Source organism: Pseudoalteromonas prydzensis, from assembly GCF_011050055.1.
GTDB lineage: Bacteria > Pseudomonadota > Gammaproteobacteria > Enterobacterales > Alteromonadaceae > Pseudoalteromonas > Pseudoalteromonas prydzensis_A.
Genome location: NZ_DRGM01000128.1, coordinates 42,901 through 67,785 on the forward strand (window position 1 = coordinate 42,901; position 24,885 = coordinate 67,785).

Sequence of the window (24,885 nt, forward strand, 5' to 3'; positions counted from 1 at the left end):
ATTAGCTGCCTCTATACGTTGAGTAGCCAAATGGGCTAAGTAATAAGGGAATATGATGGTGTTTAGAATCTTGTAATCTAAAACTAATTTGCACTTGCGGGTAAAAAGCCGGTGCACTATGGTTTTTATAATAACTATCTAAATCAAAAACGAGTTGATAAGTACCAAATTCGACTTCTTGTTTAAGCCAATCAGTAATGCGGCCATCAGTATCGGTTTGCCCTTGCGTTAATAAAACCCATTCGTTATTCAAAAGTTTAAATAGCTTAACGCCAACATTTGCAGCGGGTTTACCTGTACTGGTATCTAAAATATGGGTCGTAATCGGACTTTTATTCACAGTAGTGCCTCCAATCTTATTTTTGTTATTTTGGCTTGCTCGTTAGCCGCTATGTTTAGTTCAGTGATGCGAGTGTTGTTTATCCGTTGCTCTAGCAGCGTCAGCATTTGCTCGGCAGTTTTGCCGCTAGCACAAACAATAAAAATAAAGCCAAATTTAGTTAAGTATTGTTTATTTAGGGCAATCATTGTTTGTAAGGTTTGTTCATTTGCTTTGTTCATTCCTGCTTGTTCATGGCCTGCTTTTTGTGCTGTAGCAGCATACTTCTTACTTAACGTTGATAAATCGCCTATTTGTGGGTGGCCTTCAAATGCAGCTAAATAGTCAGGCTCAGTTAGGCCTTCCCACACATTTTGTGCACATTCAAACACTTGCTGTTTATTCTCAAATGGCAGCGCTTTTAGCATCCCTGCGACCCAATTTGGGGCGGCGCAGCAGTGCATTAACGCTTGCTGAGCTTGCGTCTTGGTTAAGGTATTTAGTTTTATGCTCTTCACGCGTCGATATCCTCTTGCGATGTGCTAATAAGCGCATTCTTCAATGTGCGCCATTGTAGTCCTTGGCGCTTAGGTGCTTGTTTATGCATGGCTTGATACAAACCAATAAGTTGCCCACTGATCGAAATAGCCACTTCCATCGGCAGCTTGCCAGTGATATTTTCAAGCCCTACCGGGCAGGTCATTAGGCTGATTTGTGCCGCTGTAAAATCACGGTGTGATAAACGTTGTTTAAAGCGTTGTGCCTTAGTATTTGAACCAATAACCCCTAACCAGTTAGCATCGCCGCGCTGCAAAATGGCTTGAGTGAGCGCAAAGTCGAGCTGATGGTTATGGGTAAGAATTAAGTAATTATTAGCGGCTGGCGCACGTTTAACTTGTGAGACGGGGTCTTCATCAATAACTTTGACGACATTATTTGCAATAAACGCAGGGAAGAGCTCTGCACGGCTGTCTATCCAGCGGATCCGCATCGGTAAGTGGGCTAGGATATTTATTAAGGCGTGTGCGACATGACCTGCGCCGAAGATATCAAGGGTAAAGCGCTCGCATAGCATGCATTCGAGCATTACGGTTGCTGCGCCGCCGCAACATTGGCCTAAATTTGCAGCTAAGTTAAATTGCTCAATAACGTGTGTAGCTTCATTTTTTGCCAGTAGTTCTCGAGCCTTTGCAATAACCACATATTCTAAATGCCCACCGCCTAAGGTGTCGTAAATATGCTCGCCACTAATCACCATTTTTGAGCCGATGCCACGCGGAGTCGAGCCATTGGTGCCAAGTACGGTAGCAATGACATAATTAGTGCCGCTTTGTTCATGCTCGTTAATTGCTTGAGCCCAACTTTGGGTATGAAAACCTTGAAAGGAGTCATTCAAATTAGCCATATTGATGCTCCTTAACCCAGCGCTGGGTTTGCTCTACCGCGTTAAGTACACGCTCCGGTGTGGCTGGTGTATCAAGGACTGGGGCGTATTTGTGATCTGCAATACTGCTAATCGCGTTTCGTATTGCACTCCATACACTAAAACTCAACATAAAAGGGGGTTCGCCCACTGCTTTTGATCTAAAAACGGTGGTCTCTGGGTTGGCTGAGTTATAAAGCTTTACGTTAAATTCAGCTGGAGTATCGCCAATTGCAGGGATTTTGTAGTTGGCAGGTCCAAAGCTTGCTAACTGTCCTTTGTCATTCCATTGTAGATCTTCGCTTGTCAGCCAACCCATCCCTTGAACAAAAGCCCCTTCAATTTGACCCACATCGAGGGCAGGATTAATTGAGCTGCCGACATCATGCAAAATATCAACGCGGGTAACGGTATTCTCACCGGTAAGCGTGTCTATTTCTACTTCACTCAGCGCAACTCCGTGGGCGTAGTAAAAAAATGGTCGGCCTTCGCCTTTAGCTCTATCGTAATGAATTTTTGGGGTGGCGTAATAACCGGTTGACGATAATGATATACGGTTCATATAAGCGAGGTTAGCAAGCTCAGTGAAGCTGATTTCACCTTGGCTAAAAGTAATTAAATTATTTTGAAATACAATGCTCTCACTAGGCGTATCAAAGTGAGAGCTGACAAAACCAATTAGCCGTTCTTTAATGGTATTTACGGCATTCAGTGCGGCCATGCCATTTAAGTCGGTGCCGCTCGATGCCGCAGTGGGGGAGGTGTTGGGTACCTTGTCTGTTCTGGTGGCGCTGATGCTAACCGCATCAAAATCAACGCCAAATCCATGGGCCACTATTTGGGCTATTTTTGTGTTTAAGCCTTGGCCCATTTCGGTGCCACCATGATTTAAATGAATTGATCCATCGCTGTAAACATGAACGAGTGCCCCTGCTTGGTTTAAGTGCTGCACGGTAAACGAAATACCGTATTTAACTGGGGTCATCGCCAACCCTTTTTTAATAATGGGCGATGAGGCATTAAATGTTTTTATTGCCGCTTTACGTGCCCAGTAATCGCCTGTTTGCTCAAGCTCTGCGAGCATATCTTGTAAAATATGTTGCTCTACTTTCTGATGATAAGGAGTGGTGTCACGGCCTTTTGCGTATAAATTTAGTTTTCTAATATCGAGTGGATCTTTACCTAACTTGGCTGCTATATCATCCATAATCAGCTCAGCCATGATCATCCCTTGCGGGCCGCCAAATCCTCTAAAAGCGGTGTGGCTTACGGTGTTTAGTTTACAGCGGTTACCTGTAATGGTGGCCGCTGGGTAGTAGTAAGCGTTATCGGTATGAAACATTGCGCGATCGACTATCGCATCTGATAAATCAGGCGAGTAACCGCAAAACCCATTGACAGTTATATCAGCGCCGGAAATTAAGCCATGTTCGTCAAAACCGACATGGTAATGGTTATAAAATGGGTGACGCTTACCGGTTAATTTAAAATCGTCACTACGTGCCAAGCGCATCTTCACTGCACAACCTAAGTGATAAACAGCAAGTGCAGCTAGGCATGCCCAAGGTGCACCTTGGGTTTCTTTACCACCAAATGCACCGCCCATGCGGCGGGTTTCTACATTTACAAAATTAAATGGCTTTTTTAAAATTTTCGCGACTAAGTGTTGAACTTCTGTGGGGTGCTGGGTTGAGCATTGCACGTGGATACCGCCATCGTTGTCGGGCTGAGCAAGGGCAATTTGTCCTTCTAAATAAAAATGCTCCTGCCCACCTATGTGTATTTCGCCTTTGAGCTGATGAACCGAATTATTGATCGCTTGCTCACTATTGCCACGTTTTAGTGAGTGTGGTGGCCTAACCCAATGTTGTTTGCTAATCGCTTCTTTTATATCGAGTATTGGTGTGCTTTGCTCGCATTCAACAACCACTAACCGAGCTGCCCGTCGAGCAATTTCGTAACTATCGGCCACCACTATCATGACAGGCTGGCCATGATATTGAATTTCATGGCTACTAAGCAGCACATCGCCTGGGAATACTGGGCCAATATCTAATTTTCCTGGTACATCTGCTGCCGATAATATCCGTTTAACCCCTGCAACTTGCAGTGCTTTACTGGTATCGATTGATTTAATAAAACCACTGGTGATCGGGGCAAGTATTGGGTAAGCATGTAAACAACCATAGGGCTCAGGGTTGTCGTCGGCGTAATTCGCATTGCCACACACTTGTTTAATGGCGCTTTCATGGTATTTAGATTGGCCTACGCTGCCGCCTTGCGCTTTAAGTTTATCCATTTCAAAGTGACGCATGAGAGATCCTCGTAATGGCAATGTTGTTACTGCTGTTGATTGGTGCTACTTGTTGGCAAAATTCAATGCCAATTCGCTGCATTAAATTTTTACTCACCGTTAGACGGTAATTAGCGCTACTACGGACATCACTCATCGGTGAAAAGTCATCGCTGATAGCCCTTGCGGCATCTATGAAGTGACTCACGTGCAGTGGCTGAGATAGCAGGAGCTGCTCCACACATTTTGCGCGTTTTGGGATTGCAGCCATTCCGCCCATTGCACATCGTGCTTGGGTAATGATGTTTTGCGCATGCTCGACTGCAACCACTAAGCAGACTGTGGAAATATCATCTTCGAATCGTTTGGAAATTTTATGACAAGCAAGTTTTAATGACTCGGGGCGCTTGGGGATGGTCACTTTGCTGATGACTTCATCACTTTTTATGAGGGTCTTTTTGTAATCAACAAAGTAGTCTGCCACGTTAATGGTGCGCGAACCTGCGCTACTGAGTAACTCCATCGTTGCATTAAGTGCGATTAAAAGCGGCGCTGGATCGCCAATTGGCGAGGCATTACCTAAGCTGCCACCTAAGGTGCCGCTATTTCTTACTTGGCTTGAGCCTAAACGTTCAAACAATTCCTTAGACTCTGGATAATAGCGATAAAACAGCTCAACAAATTGGCTATAGGGCAAGGCTGCACCAATTTGTAGCTCACCATTATTATCAGTTAGTTGACTAAGTTCTTGCACTTGGCAAAGTGAGATGATGATGTCGGGCAATAGCATGTTTTGACTCAGCTCGATAGCAAAGTCGGTGCCACCGGCGACAAGGTGAGCATGGGGATAGCGTGTTTTTAACTCAACAAGTTGCTGTGCAGTTTGTGGTAAATAAAACTTTCGTGGGCCATTTTTTAAAAAAGGAATGTCATCTAAGTCTGCAAATAGCGTGGCTTTAAAGTTGGCAGCCATTGCAGAATACGGTTCATAGCTGCGCTCATAACTATATGCTTTTTCGGCAGCAAGCAAGATAGGGCGATAACCAGTGCAGCGGCACAGATTACCTCCAAGGGCGTGAATAATGGCTTTTTTGCCTGGGTATGTTTGGTGATTAATATACACAGCGAGCATGCTCATTATTATGCCCGGTGTACAAAATCCACATTGTGAACCATGGCATTCAACTAATGCTCGCTGCACAGGGTGTAGATCGCTAAGCGTAGGATAAAGCCCGGTAGTGACCGCTTCTATTGTAACTATATGTTTAGCATTGGCATTACCTAGTAGCAGTAAACAACCATTGATTGTTTTGTAATGCCAACTTAGTTGTCCATTTGCATCTATATGTTCTTCACCGACTAAAATTGTGCACGCGCCACAGTCGCCTGTTGCACACCCTTCTTTGCTGCCTATTTTCCCTTTTTTGGTGCGAAGCCAGTCCAACATGGTGAGACTTGGCGAGCATTCCTGCACTGCAATTGGCGTGTCATTTAATAAAAACTGGATCACACATATCCCCTTAACTTTTATAAAGTCCTGATTTTTAAAGGCTTGGCGTTTATTTTCTGCTGTTGTTATTACGCACATTAGTAAAAAACATTTTCATCTTGGTAAGTTAATTGCAGATACCATGCCATTGTTGACCACTTGGTCAGTTTGTGTTTTTGGATGTACTAATTAGCTAATAAGTACAAAAGGTGAAAAGAATGAATAACAAATACCGCCTTATTAGGCAGGTATTGCCATGCTGCCTTACGGTGCAACGCTAATCGTGCTGATTATGCTCAGTAAAAATAAACAAAAACTGAAAATGTACCAACCCATGTGGTTGGGTAAACCTTGGCATAAAGGTCATTAAGTAAATGAAAAATAGTTAAAAAAGTAAACTTTTTCAACAGCATAAAAAATATAATACGGAGAAAAACAATGAAAAAATTGATTGCGGGAATAGCCGTGGCGCTAAGCTTAATTATTGATGCAGATAAAACCATAACCGATAAGACTTTATTAGCTATGGGCTTTTATGTGGAAGCTCCAAGGGCAGCTTAAATAGCGAGCTATCTTAATTAATAGCGAGTTAGCCACCTAAAAACACAGCTGACTTGCGACAAGCATAGAGGTTTATATGTCTCATAAAGTAAGTTCGTCTGACGATATTATTTACGCGGTAGACGAGATACCAGGAAAAACAGAATCATTTTTTGCAGGACTTCAACATGTATTAGCAAGCTTTGTGGGAATTATCACACCCACTCTTATTATAGGTGGAATACTCGGGTTAGGCAGTGAAATCCCTTATTTGATCAGTATGGCGCTATTTGTATCGGGCGTGGGCACCGTTATTCAGGCCAAGCGTGTTGGCTCAATCGGTGCAGGACTCATTTGTGTACAAGGAACCAGTTTTGCTTTTTTAGGCACTATCCTAGCAACGGGGTTTACCGTAAAAGCAACGGGGGGCACGAATGATGAAGTATTGGCAACCATATTTGCGGTGTGTTTTTTAGCGGCAATAGTGGAAATTTTGATTAGCTTTTTTATAGAGAAGCTTGAAAAAGTAATCAAACCGGTTGTCACTGGTGTGGTGATCACCACGATAGGCATTTACCTTATTAAAGTCGGTATGACCGATATTGGTGGCGGGCAATGGTTACTGACCAATATGCCTGAGAAGTTTGCATCGCCTAGCAACTTAATCGTTGGCTTTTCAGTGGTTGCATTGGTTGTGCTACTCAACGCGAGTAAAAACCAATGGGTAAGGCTAACCGCGGTTGTGGTTGCTATGCTGGTAGGCTGGTTACTGGCAATCTTACTGGGTATTAGCGAATTTAAAATCGGCGAGTTTGACGTAATAGCCATTCCGCTACCATTTAAGTATGGCTTTAATGTTGATTTTGGTGCACTGATAGCCTTTGGCTTTTTGTATTTAATTACGGCAATAGAATCAACGGGCGATATTACCGCTAATTGTGCGGTGTCTAAATTACCCGTCAAAGGGCCTAGCTACTTAGCACGAATACGCGGCGGCATTTTAGGCGACGGCGTAAATTCGATGATTGCTGCAGCATTTAATACTTTTCCTAATACAACCTTTAGCCAAAATAATGGGGTTATTCAGTTAACCGGTGTCGCCAGTAGGCACATAGGTTTATGGATTGGCTGTATTTTAGCTATTTTGGGTCTGTTTCCCGTGATTGGAGCGGTACTGCAAAATATACCTAAACCGGTATTAGGCGGAGCCACATTGGTGATGTTTGGCACCGTTGCCGCCGCTGGAGTAAAAATTCTTGCCAGTGAAAAAATAAACCGTAGAAGTTTACTTATTATAGCCGTTAGCTTAGGGCTAGGCCTAGGCGTGAGTTTTGTTCCGGAGTTATTCGTCAACGCGCCTAAGTTAGTAACCGCTATATTTGGTAGTGCTGTAACGGTATCCGGTATCACCGCCATCATCATGACGTTGCTGTTGCCAGAAAACTATTCTGCAAGTACCGACCGCCTTAACTAAACGGTTTTATAGCAACAGATGGGAAACCAATGGAAATCAAAATAATAAAAAAACTAGCATTAGTAACTGTAATTACTCTTTGCTCAACAAGTGTGTCGGCTAAGCAGTTGTGGTCGGATTTTAGTATTACTGGATTACAAGGAGCTGATTACTTAGAGCCTTTTTCGGGCACTGAAGATGACCGAACGGTTGTCACTATTGAGCATGCGTCAGGCCATACTTGGGGAAGCACATTCTTGTTCATGGATAGGTTGAGTAACCCTGATGATGTTTATGGTGAGCTGAACATTAATCCAACGCTTTACAAACCAGAAGATGGGTTTGTTACAGAGGTGTTTTTAGGGCTGCAAACGGAATATGGCTCAGGTGCAACTGATCAAAACAACTACTTATTAGGAGGCGGGGTGTCCTTGGATGTACCTGGATTTAAATACTTTAAAGTGGCTTATTATCGACGCTTGCAAGATGATATAGGGATAGATAGAGGCGATAACAACCAGATAACCGTGGTTTGGGGGATTGATGAAGGTAATTTTCGCTACGATGGCTTCTTAGATATTGTCGATGGTGCCGATACTATGTTTGGTAAAAATGAAGGGGGTTTTAACTTTACTTCGCAAATCAAATACAACATTGCCCCGATGCTTGGCCTAGACACAGGCCGTTTAGATATTGGTATTGAATATGTATTTTGGAAAAACAAATTTGGTGTAGATGGTGAAACAGAAAACAACCCAAACTTGTTAATTAAATGGCATTTTTAATCGTTAAATAACAACCTATTACATGCTAAATAAAGGCTATTTTTAAGTAGCCTTTTTAGTTTTAACTAAGAGCAACATGTAAATTAAGAGCCTGTAAGAGTTGTTTATCGGTGTAAAGCTTATAATAACTTAGCTATTTAGCTCTTTTACATAAAGCACCAGCGAGCTATACAAAACGCTCAGCGCTTTGGTTACATCGTCATCGATCACAGCTTCTGCTGGGTGATGGCTTATACCACCAGGGCTGCGTATGAATAACATACCAACCGGACAAATAGCGGCGATTGCCATGGCATCGTGGCCAGCACCAGAAGCTAAAGCAGGGGATGCTTGTTGATTAAACTTACAGGCACTTGCAAATAACTGTTGAATTTTTTCATCGCAGGCAACCGCATCGGCCGCGTGAGTCCATTGCCAATCGAGGGTTAAATTACGCTGCTTTGCTATTTGCTCTGCGCTACTTTGTATCGCGGTGAGTAACTTAGTTAAGTCTTGATCATTTTGTGCTCGTGCATCTAGACTTATCGTGGTTGTACCGGCAATGACATTTGTGGCTCCTGGGCGGGCATGTATTTGACCAACGGTAGCCACCTCCCCATTTTTAGCATGTTTTGCAAGTTGCTCAATTGCCAGTGTCAGTTCTGCGCAGCCGGCTAATGAGTCTTGGCGTAAATTCATCGGGGTTGTGCCCGCATGACCACTTTGCCCCGTTAAGCTGATCATGGCGCGTTTGGCACCGGCAATAGCGGTTACCACGCCTAATGCTTGGTTAACTGATTCAAGTACAGGACCTTGCTCAATGTGGGTTTCCCAATAGCCGAGTAGCTGGTTTTTATTTAACGCGGCTTTTGTGAAGTCATCAGGGGTTAGGCCAAAATCCAGCATGGCTTGGCGCATTGTGACTCCGCTTGTATCTTCAATATTTAGCCATTGCGGGTCAAACTCATTAGCCAATGCTTTTGAGCCAATTAAAGTGGTGGCAAAGCGCGTGCCTTCTTCATCACAAAACCCGACTACATCTAAGTGAAAAGGTAACTCGAGTTTAAGTTTGTGAGCAAGTGCGGCAACTTCAATCGCTAACAGCACACCTAAAATACCATCGTATGCGCCAGCATTGGGCACCGTATCTAGGTGGGAGCCAATAATTAAACGTTTGGCATTCGGATCAGTTGACTCTAAACGGCCCCATAAATTACCTACCTCATCTTGCCATGTTTGCATGCCCGCATCACTCATCCATGTTGCAGTAACACGGTTACATTCTTTATGCTGTTTTGATAAATACTCGCGATGAATTCCCCCTTGCATTTGCGACAGTGTACTGAGTATTTTACAGCGCTCTAATGAGCGTTTTGCGTGGCTTTGCGCCAGTTCTTTGGCTAATAAAGGGCTGTGTTGTGGGCTTACAGGGGTCATGCTAGTCCTTGATTTTTATTTATAATGAGCTAGAGCTGCCAGAGCTGCTTCGCCTTTGGGGCCTTTATAGCCATTGGCATGCAAGCAGGCATCGAGGCTTGCAAGAGTTTGCAGTACGGCGTCTTTTCTTGCGTTGTAACCCATAGTACCGATACGCCAGATTTTGCCGTGCAAAGGGCCAAACGAAGTACCAATTTCGATGCCAAAGTCGGTTAGCATTTGTCCACGAACGTGATCTGCGTTGATCCCAGGTGGTATATAAACCCCCAACACGTTATTCATTTTATGGTTTAAGTCACCAAACACATCTAAACCTAGAGCTTGAATACCGCTGAGCATGGCATCGCCGTGTAATTTATGTCGTGCAACACAGTTATCTATACCTTCTTCAATCACAATGCGTGCACATTCAGACGCGCAATACAGCATGCTGGTGGCTTCGGTGTGGTGGTTTAAACGCTCTTCACCCCAGTAATTCATGATCATGCCTAAATCAAAATAATTAGAGCGAACAAAAGGCTCGCTGCCATCTTTATGATCAGCAGTACGAATGCCCGCTTCGACTTTTTTACGTTTTTGGATCCAATCGGCACACTTATCGCTCAATGTTACAGGTGCAGATCCCGACGGACCGGCCAAACATTTTTGTAAACCCACAGACAGTGCATCGAGTTGCCATTCATCTGCAGGTAGTTTGTTACCGACGATGGAGGCGGTGGCATCACAGTAAAATAGTACATCGTGTTTTTGACAAATATCGCCGATGTATTCAAGTGGCTGGTTCATGGTTGTTGAGGTGTCACCTTGTACCATAGCGAGCACCTGTGGTTTTACATCGACAATCGCTTTTTCGATTTGCTCAGGTGTAAATACTTCACCCCAAGGCACTGCAATGGTGTGTACTTTTGCTCCTACACGCTCTGCAATCTCAGCAAGTAAGTGACCAAAACGGCCCATAATCGGCACCAGCACTTTATCGTTAGGGCGCAAAATAGAGCAAAGCACGGCTTCGATACCTGCCCGAGAGGTACCATCTATTAGCATGGTCCATTGATTTTTGGTGTTAAATACTTCTCGGTAGCGTGCCATGGTTTCGTTCATAAACCCGGTCATTACAGGGTCATATTGACCAATAAGTTGTGCTGACATGGCTCGTAATACACGAGGGTCGGCATTAATTGGCCCAGGCCCCATTAATAAGCGTTGCGGTGGGTTTAAAGTTTGAATTTGCGTGTTATTGAACATGTTTATGCTCCAAGAGTTTGAATAAGCATACGAATACCTGTGATCATCAGCACAATGGCAAAGGCGCGTTTTAATTGTTGTTGATCCAGCTTACTGCCTATTTTTACGCCAATGGGCGCAAACAAAATAGTCAGCGGAATTATTAGAAAAAAGGCAGGCAGGTTAACTAAACCCCAGGTGCCTAGGGGAGCATCGGTTGGCATAGTGCCAATACTTAATAAGGTAATTACACCCGCAAGTGCAATGAGCAAGCCAAATACCGCAGCACTGCCAACTGCAACGTGAGCGCGAACATTAAATGCATTTAACAAAGGCACACCAATTGTGCCGCCGCCTATGCCAATCATGACTGATAACCCACCCACAACACTTGCCATAATCGCTTGGCCAAATTTCCCTGGTAATTGATTGACCAAAGCGGGAGCACCTGCTCTAAAGAGCATATTTAAGCTCACCAAAATGGCAATACATGCAAACATAAGTACCAATGCATTGCCACGAATAGAGTGTGCTAAGTAACTGCCAATGACTGCCATAACTAAAATAAAGGGGGCCCAAAATTTAACTAACGCAACATCAATATTGCCCTTTAAATGATGTGATCGAATCGATGAAATTGACGTAGGGACAATGGTCGCAAGTGATGTTGCTGTTGCTACCATCATGGCCGATTCAGGGCTAACAGCAAAACCTTGCAATAAAAAATACAGAACAGGCACAATAACAATGCCGCCGCCAACACCAAATAGCCCCGCTAAAATACCGGCAAATATTCCGGTTGCGATTAGGGCCGCAATAATCGGCCATTGATTAATTATTTCTGACATGGTGTTCCTGCTGTAGTTACTATTGCTCGGCCATCTGAGCGAGGATCTGTTGCGGCTTCAAGGTTGTTAGCAGCATCTAATATAGCGCCTGCATGGCCCATCATTTCATTGTTGTTGGCAACACTCACCCAATCGTGTTGGCGTTGGTTTAATTCATTTTTAATCTTAGCTGCTAAGCTTTCTTCAATTTTTAAATTGCTGCTAGTATCACCCCAGGTTCGGCCCAGTAACCAGCGAGCATCACTGATTGCTTGGTTGATAGATTTGCCACGCCATGCGTAACCTGCAAACACGGTAGCTTGTGTTTGCGGTTGACCTTCACCGCCCATGGTGCCGTAGGCTAAGCGCCGACCATCGGGAAATTTGGCCATAGCAGGATTTAAAGTATGCGCAGGTTTTTTGTTCGCAGCGAGGGCGTTGTTATCATTATTGTTTAAATTAAAACTTAGCCCGCGGTTATTCCATACAAAGCCGCCTTCGCTCATCAATATACCGCTGCCAAACTCCCAATAGACACTTTGTATAAAGCTCACCAGTTGACCGTTTTTGTCTCTTGCTGCCATCCATACAGTATCTCCAGGCTCGGCATTAAATGGCCATTGCTGGGCTTTGTTCATATCAATATTATTGGCAAGCTCAGTTAAGCGTGCATCAGTTAAGGCATTTTTGTAAGCACCGCCAAGTGCCTGTGGATCAGCCCAAAGAGCAGGGCGCTGCGCAAAGCTTTGTTTTGTTGCCTCAACAATTAAGTGAGTCCAATCGGCTGGTGTTTTAGCCAAATGTTTTAATTTATTAACCGCAGCAATTATTTGCAGTGAATGAACACCTTGCGTTGGAGCGGGTAAGTTATAACACTCTATTCCCGAGAGATTAGCGTTAAGTGCAGTTACCACGCTTGCTTGAGTTTGGTTTATATCGTGTAGCGTAATAGGGCTTCCGGCTTTGCTTAAGTCACCAGCAAAAGAGTTGGCAAGTTCACCATGGTAAAATGCATTTAAGCCATTTTTAGCAAGGTGCGCAAAGGTATCTGCAAGCTTTGGATTTTTAAAATGTTGCCCGGCTTGTAAAGGCTTACCATTGGGGATGAATAAGTTTTTAAAGGCATCGTTGGCGTTTGCTACTGTAGCTAATTTTTCGCAGCCTGCTTGCAAGCTAGCAGTGACTGTAAAACCGTTGCGGGCGAGCTCGATTGCTGGCGCTAAGATATCACTGAGTTCAAGTGCTGCATGTTTATCGAGTGCAAGTGCTTGTTGCCAGCCGCGCAGTGTAGCCGCTTGGGTTAATGCGCTTAGTCCACCGCGTTCAGGCACCTGTGATAAATTGTCATAAGCGCTAATATCATTCGCTGCGCGGCCACACGCATCAATGGCAGTGGGGATCCGTTGATTGGGGTTATCGATTAGCCAAAAGCTGTCGCCGCCAATCGAATTCATATGGGGGTAAACAACGCTAATTGCGGCGGCCGCGGCTACCATTGCTTCGGTTGCTGTACCGCCTTGTTTTAAAATTAATGTGCCAGCCTCTGTAGCGGCAAAATGCGGCGCGGTGAATGCAATATTGTGTGTGCTCATGCAAGTGGGTCCTGTTAAAATTGTGCGGCTAAATATTTAACGCAGGCAAGTAAACTTTTATCGTTACCATGGCTCATCATTAATGAAAATCCATAAGGGTGACCATTCTCTAAATTGGCCAATGGCAAATGCACTTGTGCCGATCGGCTCAAGCCTGCAATTGCCGTTAACGTCATTATTTGCATACGTAAAGCGCTGGTGTCGGCGCCTAATTTAGGTGCGGTTGTGGGGCTTGATGGCAAAAACAAACAGGCGTTTGAATTTAAGTTTTTAGCAATTATAGTTTGCCACTGAGTTTGTATTTGCCTTGCTTCTTGTTCTTCTTTTGCCGTTAAAGCGAGCGCCATGTTAAAACGCGCAGCAATAGCTGGCGCAAATTGAAGCGTTTGCTCTGATTGCTCAAGCCAGTCTCGGTGGGTTTTTGCAATAGCACGCCCTTGTAATATTCTAAAGGTGTCGGCCAGCTCGCTTAGCAAAGTTTTATTTGGTAAGACAAAGTCTTTATGATCACGAAAGTGAGGTTTTGCTGTGGCAAGTAACTGCTCAAGGGGCGCTTGCAAACCGGGCTCAATAAGCTCAAATAATGGCTCACAAATAACTAATGTAGTTACAGGCTGAATAGCTTGTTGTGGTAATAGGGTATCGCCAACCTCACTTAATAGCTCAGCATCTTGTGTAAGCCAGCCTATTGTATCGAACTCAGGAGCTAGCGGTATTAGCGCGTCTTTTGCAATTACATCATGACTGGGTCTAATCCCAAATAAGCCACAATAACTCGCCGGTATTCTAATCGAACCGCCAGTATCAGTACCAAGGCCTATGTCCGCTAAGTTCGCAGCCACAGCAGCGGCCGATCCCATACTAGAGCCACCACAAGAATGGCCTGCAAGCTTTGGATTTTGTGCAGCGCCATAGTGAGTGTTATTGCCTTCTAGGCTATAGGCCAGTTCATCAGTATGCGTAAAGCTTATAAAATTACAGCCTGCATGCATCAGTTTTGCAACGGCGCTTGCTGTGTGTTGTGCAGGTTTTGCCGTTTTAAACCAACTTGGATTACCGGCACTATTAAGCTCGCCTTTTATTGCAAAAACATCTTTTACAACAAGGCGCTTATTTTTAAGTTGCCCTTGGCTATGTGTTTGCCATGCCTTAGGGCCATGGTCGCAAAAAATACCGCTCTGTTTGTTGTTTTTTTTGGTACTCATGTCACCACTCGTTATGAAATAAATCTGACCAAATGGTTATTCGACCAGATTTAGGGGGTGATTAAAAAGGCGACCTATTCTTATTTTTTAGCCTACTGCGTAGTATTATTATTTTTTATTTAACAGAGCTTAAGTTCGCTTTTTAATCGGTTTGTTTATCGTGTTGACTAAAGGCTAAGCAAGAGCGATGCCAAAAACAATAAAGCTGTCCGTTTGGTCAGCTTTGCTGGGCTGAAAGCCTGTTTTTAAAAATTAGTGGCTAGGATGAGTGTGGTGTTGGCAATGAAAATAAACCAAACTAGTGCGAGCTTGCACCAATTTGGTTGTTGTTATAAGGGTTTTTTTTGGAATAAAAGCGTTTAAATTAATCGCTGTTTACTAATTATTAAGCCGTTTATATCAGCGTATAACCAATCACCGGGATTGATTGTTGTACCTAACATGGTGATAGCTTGGTTTTTGTCACCAAAGTCTCGCTTTAGTGTGCTGCGGGGGGTAGAGCCAAGTGCCATAACGGGTAGCGCCATGGTCGCGAGAATTTCTATATCACGGCAACAACCATTGATAATGACTCCTTCCCAACCATTTTTTAAAGCGCGCTCTGCCATTATGTCACCTATAAAAGCAAACCGCTTACTGGCAAAGCCGTCGATCACCAGAACTTTTCCTTGGCCATTTTCATGAAGAATATTAGCGGCATACGAGTTGTCTTCTGGGCAGGTAACAGTCACAGCCTGACCACAGAATGTGGTTTTTTTACCAAAGTGGCGCAAGCCACTGTCAGCGACTTGTACCTTGTTGCGGTGATCGTCGTAAAGATCAGGGGTAGTAAAGTTATCCATGGTTTATGCCTCACTTTGCTCGGGTACTTTAACACCAATACCTTTTAAAATAATGTGGGCAATTGATTGCGTAATGTGTGCCACATCTGTTTCGTCGTATTCTAGTTTGTTCATGACCAATAACACTTCACTTTGAAAGTCAGCGTAATACTGGGTGGTTGCCCAGATAGTAAATAGCAAATGGTATGGGTCGATAGCGTCTATTTTTTTTGCGTCCATCCATGCCTGAAACACATCAACCTTTTGCTTAACCCAAGGGCGAGTGTTGGTTCTAAAATAGTTTTGCAAATAGGGCGCGCCGCGCAGTATTTCACTGGCAAATAAGCGCGACTGAAGAGGCTCGTTGATTGCCAGTATAACTTTGCTTTTTATGTAGTTATAAAGCACAGTTGCGGGGTCATCATCAGCTGTTACATTATCGAGGCCTAAGTTCCAGTGGGCAATGATGCGATCTATGACAGCTTCATAAAGGCCATCTTTGCTTTTAAAGTAATATAAAATATTGGCTTTGGGCACTTGCGCTGCTGTAGCAATCATACTCATGCTGGCACCTTCGTAACCAAGCTGAGAAAACAATTGTTCGGCAGCATTTAAAATGAGCTTTTGGTTTCTTTCTCGCGTGACTTCTTTTTTATTTGGCTTTATTTGTGTGGTCATTATTGAGTGTATATGTTTAAGCTGTTGATTGATTGTAGCTTTATTGACCGAAAGGTCAATTACTGAGTTGGCTGATTTTTTAGTTTATTGAAATTAGTTGCTCAGGGGGAGGTGTTAAAGATTTTCAACAGAGTTATTGAAGCTATAAAAAGTAATACGGCCTTTATACAAAGGGCGCATAACTTTTTAAGAACAGTTGTCATTTTTTAACCTGTGCGAGTAAATCAAGTACCTTTTGTTGACCAAAAGTTTGTGCAAATTGCTCAGCTGTTTGCCCCGCTTTGTTGCTATGTGCAGTATCGCAATCAAGACTTACTAAGGTTTTGGCAATGCTAAATTCACCTCTAAAAATAGCCGCCATGAGTGCTGTGTTACCGCGCTTGTCTTCTAGACACGCGTTTGCGCCCAAATTTAATAGCGAATTCACCGTGTTATTATTACCGTGGTAGGTGGCAATCATTAACGCTGTGTAACCTTTATCGTTATAGCTGTCGAAGGGATACCAGCAGATACGAATTGCTTGATCACTTCTTGATCGTCAGTGCGTGCCGCTGCAAAGTAATAGGCGAGTAGGTTGTCGTAACGTGATTGCGCGTCATTATTTGGCGATTCATCAGCAATAGCCTGAAGGCCAAAAATGGCAATAAGCATGATTAATAGTTTACGCATATGAATGTCCTGTAAAAAAGAGGAAGGAACGTCCTTCCTCATAAATAGTGGGCAGAATGCTATAGTTTGCTTGCCAGCTGTTTAACCATTTTAATATCAGCGTTTACAGCTTTAGTTAAACGCGTGCCGTATTCGCTATCCGCTTTGTAGAAGTGACTGAGCATTTTGTGTTTAACATCGCTGTTTTGTACTTTACCCAAATCACCAGCAAGGTTATTGATCAGGTTGGTACGCTCTTGTTTCGAAAAGCTACGGTAAAGCACACCGGCTTGAGCAAAGTTTTGTGGCTTTTTAATCGCAGCTTGTTGTACATAGCCTTGCAGCTGCGTTTGGCTTCTACGGGCAATTGGGTTTTCACGCACATGCTCGTGACTTGGTTGATAGTTCACGTTGCTGGTGGTGTTACCATAATTCATTGCGCCGTCTTGGTTGTAATTAACCACCGCAACTTTTGCACGGTTAATAGGCAGTTGCTGATGGTTCGCACCTAAACGATACATTTGCGTATCAGCGTATGAAAATACGCGACCTTGTAATAAGCGGTCTTCAGATGGCTCAATCCCAGGGATAATATTAGCCGGTGCCATGGCAACTTGTTCCGTCGCTTGGAAGAAGTTAGTTGGCATACGGTTTAAAGTCATAGTGCCGACTTTTGTTTCTTTGATATCTAACCACATTTTAGTGGCATCTAACGGGTTATAATCAAAGTCATCAAGTTGCGACGGATCAAGTGTTTTGATGTACAGATCCCATTTCGGGAAGTTGCCTTTACCTATTTCAGCGTATAAATCGCGAGTTAAATGTTGGAAGTCTTGGCTTTGCACTTTAGCCACTTGTTTGGCATCAAGGTTATCTATACCTTGTTGGCTTACCCAGTGAAACTTAACGTATTTCACATCGCCTGCTTGGTTAATCATTTTGTATGCATGTACGCCCCAGCCATCCATTTTACGCAGGCTTGCCGGTGTACCGTAATCACTGTAAACCCAGGTTAACATGTGCGTAGAGCCTGGCTCATAGGAGAAAAAGTCAAAAAAGCGATTAGGATCTTGAATGTTATCAACCGGAGATGGCTTTAAAGAGTGCACCATGTCTGGAAATTTAATCGCATCGCGAATAAAGAACACGGGGAGGTTGTTACCCACTAGATCCCAGTTGCCTTCATCAGTATAAAACTTAGTTGCGAAACCGCGTGGATCACGCAGCGTCTCAGGGCTGCCTTTAGAATGAATAACCGATGAGAAGCGTACAAATACCTCAGTTTCTTTGCCAGCTTCACTAAACGGTGCTGCAATCGTTAAGTCGTCTAACTCTTTACTTGCTACAAACACGCCGTGTGCGCCTGTACCGCGTGCATGTACTACACGCTCAGGAATACGCTCACGAGCAAAGCGTTGGAGCTTTTGAATTAACTGTACATCTTCAAGTAACACGCTGCCGCGCTCACCCGCAGTGATGGAATTTTGGTTATCACCTACTGGTGCACCGTTATCTTTTGTCAAAGTTGTGGCAGCCGTTGCAGGTAATACCATTGCTAGAGCAAGTGCACTTAGTGTAAGAGTCGATTTATTGTTGCTGTTGTTTAATTGAGTATTCATGTGTTGACCTCATGTAATTTACTCGCTTGCGCCATGCAAGCGTTTTAACTGAGCCCAGTGTATGAAAAGCTTTTCGTTCGGTAAAATTGATTGTTTGGATTGGTGTGATTTGTATTTTGAATGACTGGTGTTTATTACTGCGTTTTTCAGTATTAGCAGTCGTATTACCATTACCACAAGGTCTAATTGCTTGCTGTTGACTGCTCTGCTACCGTTCAGCGATTATCCATAGTTTGAAATTCGGAGCGGCCGACAACGCGCTCTATAATACAAATACAAAAAGAGAAACGTGCTTATGATCATCTTTTTTATCTGCCTGACTATTTTAATACTAGGCTACAAGTTCTACAGTCCTTTTGTAGAAAAACAAGCCGGTATGGACGCCACCATTGATACACCGCAAAAACGCTTTAGTGAAGGGGTAGATTATGTACCGATCCATCCAGTGCGGGCATTTTTAATTCAGTTTTTAAATATTGCCGGTGTCGGCCCAATTTTTGGTCCAATTTTAGGGGCTTTATATGGCCCAATTGCCTTAGTATGGATTGTACTTGGTAATGTATTAGGTGGTGCTGTACACGATTTTTACTCAGGTGTAATGAGTATTAAAGAGGATGGTAAAAGCTTACCTGAAATTGCAGGCAAATATTACAATGTTGTATTTAAAGGCTTTATGCTGATATTTACGGCCATGCTGTTATTTTTTGTGGGCGTGGTTTTTATTATGAGCCCAGCGGGCTTATTGAGTAATTTAGATGTTTTTAAAGACACTTTTTTAGCTGATAACACTTTTTGGGTATTGCTTATCTTAGCTTATTATTTTTTAGCAACCTTACTTCCTATTGATAAAATTATTACCAGATTTTACCCAATCTTTGGTTTGTTAATGATTGTAATGACAGTTGCCGTTGCCGCTTCATTGTTAATGAATGCGCCGCATTTACCGGTAGCAGGCGATTTTTTAGCTTACTTTGAAGCCGATCATGCCCATGACTTTTTAGAGCCAAACCCAGATGGTCTACCGACTTGGCCATTGTTATTTATCACCATTACCTGTGGTGCAATTAGTGGTTTCCACTCAACACAAGCGCCAATTATTGCGCGTTGTTTAACTAACGAAAAATACGTGCGGCCAGTTTATTATGGCGCAATGATGTGTGAAGGTATTGTAGGTTGTGTATGGGCACTGGCGGGTATTGCCGCATTCCCAGAAGGCTATGCAGGCTTAAAAGCCATGCTGGATTTAGGTGGACCAGGGTTAGTTGTTAACCACATTGCGAATAGCTACTTAGGTGTGTTTGGCGGTATTATGGCGATTATTGCAGTTGCTGTTTTCCCTATTACATCGGGTGATACAGCGTTTCGTTCACTGCGCTTAACGGTTGTTGATGCGTTTAATATTCCACAAAGTTTGCGTAATCGCTTATTACTAGCAGTGCCAATTTTGACCATTGCCTACTTTATGACTAAGCTCGATTTCTCCGTTATTTGGCGTTACTTTGCATTTTCAAATATGTTGTTATCAACCAGTGTATTGTGGCTTGCCACTAAGTACTTATTTGATCGCGGCACATTCCACTGGATCGCCAGTGTTCCGGCGGTAATAGCCTCAGCCGTAACGCTTTCATATATTATGACCGCTGCAATAGGATTTAATTTATCAAGCGATTTAGGTAAACCGATTGGTCTTGTGGTTGCTGTTATAGGGTTTATTACCTTAGCTATTGTGCATTCAAAACATAAAGTGCGTATAGCTTAATACACTATCGTTTTTCCATGATCTAAAAAGCGAGCTGCAAAGCTCGCTTTTTTTATAGTTTCAAAGTGACGGTATGGCTGTTAGAAAATAGCTTGCTCAAAGCAACTAATATCGTTTAGGGCTTTGCGAAAATAGCTATTCCAAGTGAGCATGGTGATTTTCCTAAAGGCTCCTATATTCGTAATCCGCCCGAATCAAAGCATACCCCTGGCTCTGAACACGGCTGCGTTATATTTGTAAAACTGTGGCAGTTTCAGCCAGAAGATAGAGAGCATGTACGTTTACAAACGGATTTGCTGCAAAATGTGGCACATCCAAAGTTCAAACATATAGCGATAACCGCTTTGTACAAAGATGCCTTTGAAGAGGTGAGTTTACTGCATTTTAAAGCGCACGCCGAGATGGCAATAAATGCATCGGGTGGGGCTGAGTTGTTAGTACTTCAAGGTTCACTTGAGGAACAAGAGAATACACTTGTAAAAAATAGTTGGTTAAGGGTTCCCATAAACAGCATAGTTAATGCTAAAGCAGGCAGTGAAGGCGCAAAAGTCTGGCTTAAAACAGGCCATTTAACGGATGTTGATAAGCAAATTTCTCGGTTAGCAAACCCTTAAAACTTATATAAAAAAGTGAGCAAATGCTCACTTTTTACTTTTCCTGCTGTATTTTGATTCGCTTCATAATTTATTAATCTAATTTAACGTATGCTCAAAGCTTAACGTATAAATGAGACTAAGTTATGACACATTTAAACCATGGTTTATCTATTGATATTGAAGGCGCAGGCCGTGAGTTTTTCTTAACATTAAAAGCAGTTGGTAAGCTTACTCACGAAGATTATAAAACCATTCCCCCGATGATTGATTCAGCCCTATCGCAAGTAAAACAGCCAATAATAAATGTCCTCATTGACAGTATCGAGTTTCAGGGCGGTGGCTTTAGAGCCGCATGGGATGATTTAAAGTTAGGTATAAAGCATAATAAAGAGCTGAAAAAAGTTGCTATATATGGCAATAAAAAATGGCAGTCCAATATTGCTAAAATAGGCAACCGCGTTGTATCAGGTGAAATGGCCTATTTTGAAAATGCGACGGCTGCAATTGATTGGCTACAAGAGTAGGGTATTTATAAAACACTATAAATACCAAGCGCTGCTGTCGTTTACTGCCAGTCAATACTCATTGACTGGCATTACTTTAATCGTTTAAATCACATCAACCAAAATTGGTAATGCGGGAAATGCGCCCTTGGCTAAACAGGCTTTTGCACCACAGCGAAGGCCGAAATTTAAAGCACGTTTTACTATTTGCTGCTTGTTGAGTTTATCCATAAGCAATACATCTTCATCATTATGATTTAAGTAATACAACACTCCGGCAATAAACGCATCGCCCGCACTGGTGGTATCAACCGCAGTAATAGTTGGTGCAGCTTCAGTAAACGTAAATGCGTTATGGTAAACGGTGGCAGGCGCGGGACCATCGGTTAAAAACACCAAGCTAACATCCGTATCTAGAATAGATTGCAAGTAATCATCAGGTGCTTGCTTTGTTTGCTCAGCTAAAAAGTTTAGCTCATCCCGCGATAGCTTAACGATATCGCAATAGGCGTAACATGCGCGTACGTTGTGCTCAATGTCATTGCTATTTTGCCACAAGCTATAGCGTAAATTCACATCAAAGCTGATTAGCTTGTGGTTATTTTTAGCCAGCTTTAAGGCATTAACAGTGGTGTTTGCAATGGCTTTATCTGTCAGCGTATTTGAGCAAAAGTGCAGTGTGCTTAAATCTTCCCACTGTATGTGTGCTAAATGATCACAGGTTAACAGTAAGTCAGCGGTATTGTGGCGATAAAAGTTAAAACTGCGCTCACCGGTTTCATCTAAGCTGACAATAACCATTGCCGTTTGGGAACCTTTAATCGTAAATAAGTATTCAGTGCTGACATTGTATTGTGCCAGCGCATTGCTTAATTGTGTAGCAAAATAGTCATCGCCCATACCGCCACAAAAAGCCGCTTTGCCGCCCAATTTGGCATAACCTACCGCTACATTGGCAGGAGCACCGCCAGCAATGGGTAAATAAGCACTGTTTTGAGGATCTTGTGGCAGCATATCAATAAGCAGCTCGCCAAGGCTAAGTAATTTGGTCATGTTGTAAATCCTAAAAAACCTAGCCGGGGCTAGGTCAAAAGTAATGGGAGAGTCATTTAAGGTAAATGGATGTTAGGGGTTTAAGCGCTGAACATACATTACTCAGCGCTTAAAAACACTAAAGCTCGGTTAATTAAATAGATATTTAAGCGTTAGTGACGTTGTACGGCCGTTAATAGTGCGGGCACGAATAATATTATTATCTGGAATAGACCCTTCTTCGGCTTCTGTAATACCGACTGTATCGAATAGGTTATTTACATTAAGCGCGATGCTCAGGTTTTCAGATAAATCGTAGCTTACAAAGCCGTTAACTTGGGTGTAACCAGCAAATTTAAGGTCGTTGTTGTCTTGAGCGTATGCATCGGTAGTGCCAATAAAGCTTACACCAGCTGCACCTTTCTCGTAGCTATAACGCGCCATTAGTGAGTAAATTAAATCTGCTTGGCGTCGAGGCGTATTGCCTACCACTTCAGGCGTGAGTGCATCTTTAACAATTTCCGCATCGGTCCAAGTTAGGTTACCGCGAAAATCCCATGCATCAATGAAGTAGGTTGATTCAATCTCAATCCCTTTCGCTTCATATTCACGGTCGAAAAAGTTTTGTGAAGTGGCTTCAAAATTCTGCTCTTCCGTTTCTGCATAAAAAGCAGTTGCAAATACAGAGAAGGAATCAAAACGTTTTTTAACCCCAAACTCATATTGATTAACTTCATCTACAGCATCTTCTTTAGCAACCGAGCCATCTGCACGCACTTTACCAAATAAAAGTCGGTCAGCATTTGCACGTCCGCCTTTACTGATACGAGCAAATGTCGCTAGGCTTGGATCAATTTGATAGTTAGCACCAATTGAATAAGAGGTGTAGTTCCAGTCGTAGTTAACTGGGCTGGCATTAGTAATATCAATACCTGCAACATTTTGTTCAGGTACGGATATTTCACCATCGCGATTCATATCAACTGTAGAGGTTACTGCACCTGCGTAGTTACCGCGCGCTTCGCCACTATCATAACGGGCACTTGCATCAATACTTACATCGCCAAGTTTTGTAGAAAATGCAACGTACGGGGCGCGGGTGTCGTATTCTGTGTCGTAATCACGCTGACAACAGTCACTTCCCCAAAAAGGTGTGCCGTAAGCGTACAAACCGTTATCAGAAAATGCAGTACCATCGGCAGCGGTAACATTTAGTAAGGCAGCATTGTCACCCTTAAGCTCCATTAGATAAGAGTTCCATAACCACGACATGGCAATGTTTTGCGTTGATGCGTAGTAACCAAACGTAATGCTGGTGTCGTCATCAAGCGATTTAGTTAGTTTGAAGTCGTTCACAATAGAGTCAAAGTCGTTCATTGTCACGTCAAACGTATGGATACGCATGGCTAAATCGTCATTAAATGCAGCCCCAGTATTTGCATTGCTGAGTGTTGCACCTGCGCCGCCAATACTTTCTGCAATCGACGTTGCACTGCCTACTTGTGCAGGAATAAGTGAATTAAAGTTACCGCTTACAGAGGATTTACGAAAACGGTTTTCGATACGCCAATCATTGTCTAAGTCAAATACTGCTTCAAAGCCAATTGAGTCAACGTTAGGGTTCATACCATCGCGAATATCGCCACTGCTAATTTGGTTTTCGCCGTTTAGACGCACTGTTTTTGTAAATAATGCCGAGTGTGGTGTATCCGATTGTGCGTCAAACCCAGGGATAGAATCGCCATTTGCATACATTGGCATCGGTAAGTAACCTACGCTTTTATCATCTAAGTGCTTGTAATAAATTCGCACATAGCCGTTTTCAAACTCTTTGGTTAGGTTGGCTTTAATTTGCCCGCCTTTATTTGCTGTGTAACCTGTTTCGCGCGGACCTTCACCTTGGCGAACAAAACCACCGACATGAAAACGTACGCTATCGCTTAAGTAAGTACCGTATTCAAAGTCTGTACGAACGCTATCGTAATCGAGGCCCAGCGTCGTTGATACGCTGCCTGATTCGTTTTCACCATTTTTAGAAATAAAGTTAATAATGCCGCCAGGTGCATTACTTGCCGCTGTTGATGCTGAGCCGCCACGAATTGATTCGATAGTGTGTACGGTATTATCTAAGCGCATAAAAATATCAGCGTTACCAAAAGCGATATCACCGTATTGCAGTACCGGTAAACCGTCTTCTTGTAATTGTAAAAATTTGGCACCGCCAGATGCAACAGGTAAACCACGCACAGCAATGTTTGCGTTACCTTCACCGCCGGTCGATTCTGCGCGAATACCCGGAATGATTCTAAATGCCTCAGCGGTTGAGCGAGGAGTAGACACTTCAACTTGTTCAAGCGACAAGCTACTGACAGATACGCTTGATGCCATAATTGTTGTACGACGTGGTACACCAGTTACAACGATTGTTTCAAGACCTTTGTTAGCTTGTACTTGAGAATTTTGCTCTTCTTGCTGTGCATGTACGCCTTGGCTTACGGCAAGTGCTAATGCACTGATTAAATATAAAGGTGTGTTGTGTGTTGTCATGGTTACGCCTCGTTGTGTTGAACCCAATTGGATTTGTTATTTTTACTTAATCGATTAAGTAAAAATAACAAATATTTTACAAGAAGCAAATTATTTTGTGTTTAATTTGCTCTTTT

General features: G+C 43.1%; 20 protein-coding genes and 2 pseudogenes. 6 read left to right on the top strand and 16 right to left on the bottom strand.

The features are described from left to right. Position 1: 1 nt before the first annotated feature. The 5 genes from uraH to xdhA are packed head-to-tail and all read right to left on the bottom strand — an operon-like array spanning position 2 to position 5,545. A complete protein-coding gene (uraH, locus tag ENH88_RS12205; RefSeq protein ID WP_304182524.1) occupies positions 2-340 on the bottom strand; it encodes a hydroxyisourate hydrolase in 339 nt (112 codons plus the stop codon). Then, positions 337-837 (bottom strand): 2-oxo-4-hydroxy-4-carboxy-5-ureidoimidazoline decarboxylase, encoded by a 501-nt coding sequence (uraD, locus tag ENH88_RS12210; protein WP_304182525.1) that lies wholly within the window; start codon positions 835-837, stop codon positions 337-339. The genes uraH and uraD overlap by 4 nt, the downstream gene beginning before the upstream one ends. Then, positions 834-1,724, bottom strand: coding sequence for a xanthine dehydrogenase accessory protein XdhC (gene xdhC / locus ENH88_RS12215; protein WP_304182526.1), 891 nt, complete (start codon positions 1,722-1,724; stop codon positions 834-836). The genes uraD and xdhC overlap by 4 nt, the downstream gene beginning before the upstream one ends. Then, positions 1,717-4,056: a xanthine dehydrogenase molybdopterin binding subunit gene (xdhB, locus tag ENH88_RS12220; protein WP_304182527.1), complete on the bottom strand. Its 2,340-nt coding sequence runs from the start codon at positions 4,054-4,056 to the stop codon at positions 1,717-1,719. Before xdhB ends, xdhC begins: the two co-directional genes overlap by 8 nt. Beyond that, positions 4,043-5,545 carry a xanthine dehydrogenase small subunit gene (gene xdhA / locus ENH88_RS12225; protein ID WP_304182528.1) on the bottom strand — a complete coding sequence of 501 codons (1,503 nt, stop codon included), beginning with the start codon at positions 5,543-5,545 and terminating at the stop codon, positions 4,043-4,045. Before xdhA ends, xdhB begins: the two co-directional genes overlap by 14 nt. Before the next feature lie 417 nt (positions 5,546-5,962). Here xdhA and ENH88_RS12230 point away from each other — a divergent pair, with 417 nt between their 5' ends. From ENH88_RS12230 to ENH88_RS12240, 3 genes are all read left to right on the top strand, one after another. After that, the gene (locus ENH88_RS12230) at positions 5,963-6,085 is read left to right on the top strand and encodes a hypothetical protein (RefSeq protein WP_304182529.1); all 123 of its coding nucleotides are present in this window, start codon (positions 5,963-5,965) and stop codon (positions 6,083-6,085) included. 76 nt (positions 6,086-6,161) lie between these two features. Continuing rightward, positions 6,162-7,538 (top strand): uracil-xanthine permease family protein, encoded by a 1,377-nt coding sequence (locus ENH88_RS12235; RefSeq protein WP_304182530.1) that lies wholly within the window; start codon positions 6,162-6,164, stop codon positions 7,536-7,538. 29 nt (positions 7,539-7,567) lie between these two features. Then, on the top strand, positions 7,568-8,302 hold the full coding sequence (locus tag ENH88_RS12240) for a DUF5020 domain-containing protein (protein WP_304182531.1): 735 nt from the start codon (positions 7,568-7,570) through the stop codon (positions 8,300-8,302). Between the two features lie 129 nt (positions 8,303-8,431). On the opposite strand, the gene ENH88_RS12245 is transcribed toward ENH88_RS12240, so the two are convergent. From ENH88_RS12245 to ENH88_RS12285, 9 genes and pseudogenes are all read right to left on the bottom strand, one after another. After that, complete coding sequence (locus tag ENH88_RS12245; protein ID WP_304182532.1) at positions 8,432-9,718, bottom strand: allantoate amidohydrolase; 1,287 nt, start codon at positions 9,716-9,718, stop codon at positions 8,432-8,434. 15 nt (positions 9,719-9,733) lie between these two features. After that, the gene (locus ENH88_RS12250) at positions 9,734-10,963 is read right to left on the bottom strand and encodes a pyridoxal-phosphate-dependent aminotransferase family protein (protein ID WP_304182533.1); all 1,230 of its coding nucleotides are present in this window, start codon (positions 10,961-10,963) and stop codon (positions 9,734-9,736) included. Positions 10,964-10,965: 2 nt separating this feature from the next. After that, positions 10,966-11,790, bottom strand: coding sequence for a sulfite exporter TauE/SafE family protein (locus ENH88_RS12255; RefSeq protein ID WP_304182534.1), 825 nt, complete (start codon positions 11,788-11,790; stop codon positions 10,966-10,968). Then, positions 11,778-13,361 (bottom strand): gamma-glutamyltransferase family protein, encoded by a 1,584-nt coding sequence (locus tag ENH88_RS12260; RefSeq protein WP_304182535.1) that lies wholly within the window; start codon positions 13,359-13,361, stop codon positions 11,778-11,780. The genes ENH88_RS12255 and ENH88_RS12260 overlap by 13 nt, the downstream gene beginning before the upstream one ends. A 14-nt stretch (positions 13,362-13,375) precedes the next feature. Continuing rightward, positions 13,376-14,566: an amidase family protein gene (locus ENH88_RS12265; protein WP_304182536.1), complete on the bottom strand. Its 1,191-nt coding sequence runs from the start codon at positions 14,564-14,566 to the stop codon at positions 13,376-13,378. A gap of 359 nt (positions 14,567-14,925) precedes the next feature. Then, positions 14,926-15,408, bottom strand: coding sequence for a putative 4-hydroxy-4-methyl-2-oxoglutarate aldolase (locus tag ENH88_RS12270; protein WP_304182537.1), 483 nt, complete (start codon positions 15,406-15,408; stop codon positions 14,926-14,928). Between the two features lie 3 nt (positions 15,409-15,411). After that, positions 15,412-16,065: a TetR/AcrR family transcriptional regulator gene (locus ENH88_RS12275; protein ID WP_304182538.1), complete on the bottom strand. Its 654-nt coding sequence runs from the start codon at positions 16,063-16,065 to the stop codon at positions 15,412-15,414. 199 nt (positions 16,066-16,264) lie between these two features. Further along, positions 16,265-16,716: pseudogene (locus ENH88_RS12280) on the bottom strand (ankyrin repeat domain-containing protein). Positions 16,717-16,793: 77 nt separating this feature from the next. Then, complete coding sequence (locus tag ENH88_RS12285) at positions 16,794-18,332, bottom strand: catalase (RefSeq protein ID WP_304182539.1); 1,539 nt, start codon at positions 18,330-18,332, stop codon at positions 16,794-16,796. Positions 18,333-18,627: 295 nt separating this feature from the next. Here ENH88_RS12285 and ENH88_RS12290 point away from each other — a divergent pair, with 295 nt between their 5' ends. From ENH88_RS12290 to ENH88_RS12300, 3 genes and pseudogenes are all read left to right on the top strand, one after another. Then, positions 18,628-20,091, top strand: a complete 1,464-nt coding sequence (locus tag ENH88_RS12290; protein WP_304182540.1) for a carbon starvation CstA family protein — start codon at positions 18,628-18,630, stop codon at positions 20,089-20,091. Positions 20,092-20,237: 146 nt separating this feature from the next. Next, positions 20,238-20,705, top strand: a pseudogene (locus ENH88_RS12295) (cupin domain-containing protein); the annotation flags it as partial. A 125-nt stretch (positions 20,706-20,830) separates the two neighbouring features. Then, positions 20,831-21,211 carry an STAS/SEC14 domain-containing protein gene (locus tag ENH88_RS12300; RefSeq protein WP_304182541.1) on the top strand — a complete coding sequence of 127 codons (381 nt, stop codon included), beginning with the start codon at positions 20,831-20,833 and terminating at the stop codon, positions 21,209-21,211. Positions 21,212-21,295: 84 nt separating this feature from the next. Here ENH88_RS12300 and ENH88_RS12305 read toward each other — a convergent pair whose 3' ends face one another. Together ENH88_RS12305 and ENH88_RS12310 are read right to left on the bottom strand one after the other, a co-directional pair. Beyond that, entirely contained in the window at positions 21,296-22,243 is a 948-nt protein-coding gene (locus ENH88_RS12305) for a carbohydrate kinase family protein (protein ID WP_304182542.1), read from the bottom strand. 129 nt (positions 22,244-22,372) lie between these two features. Then, complete coding sequence (locus ENH88_RS12310) at positions 22,373-24,769, bottom strand: TonB-dependent receptor (protein ID WP_304182543.1); 2,397 nt, start codon at positions 24,767-24,769, stop codon at positions 22,373-22,375. Positions 24,770-24,885: the final 116 nt, after the last annotated feature.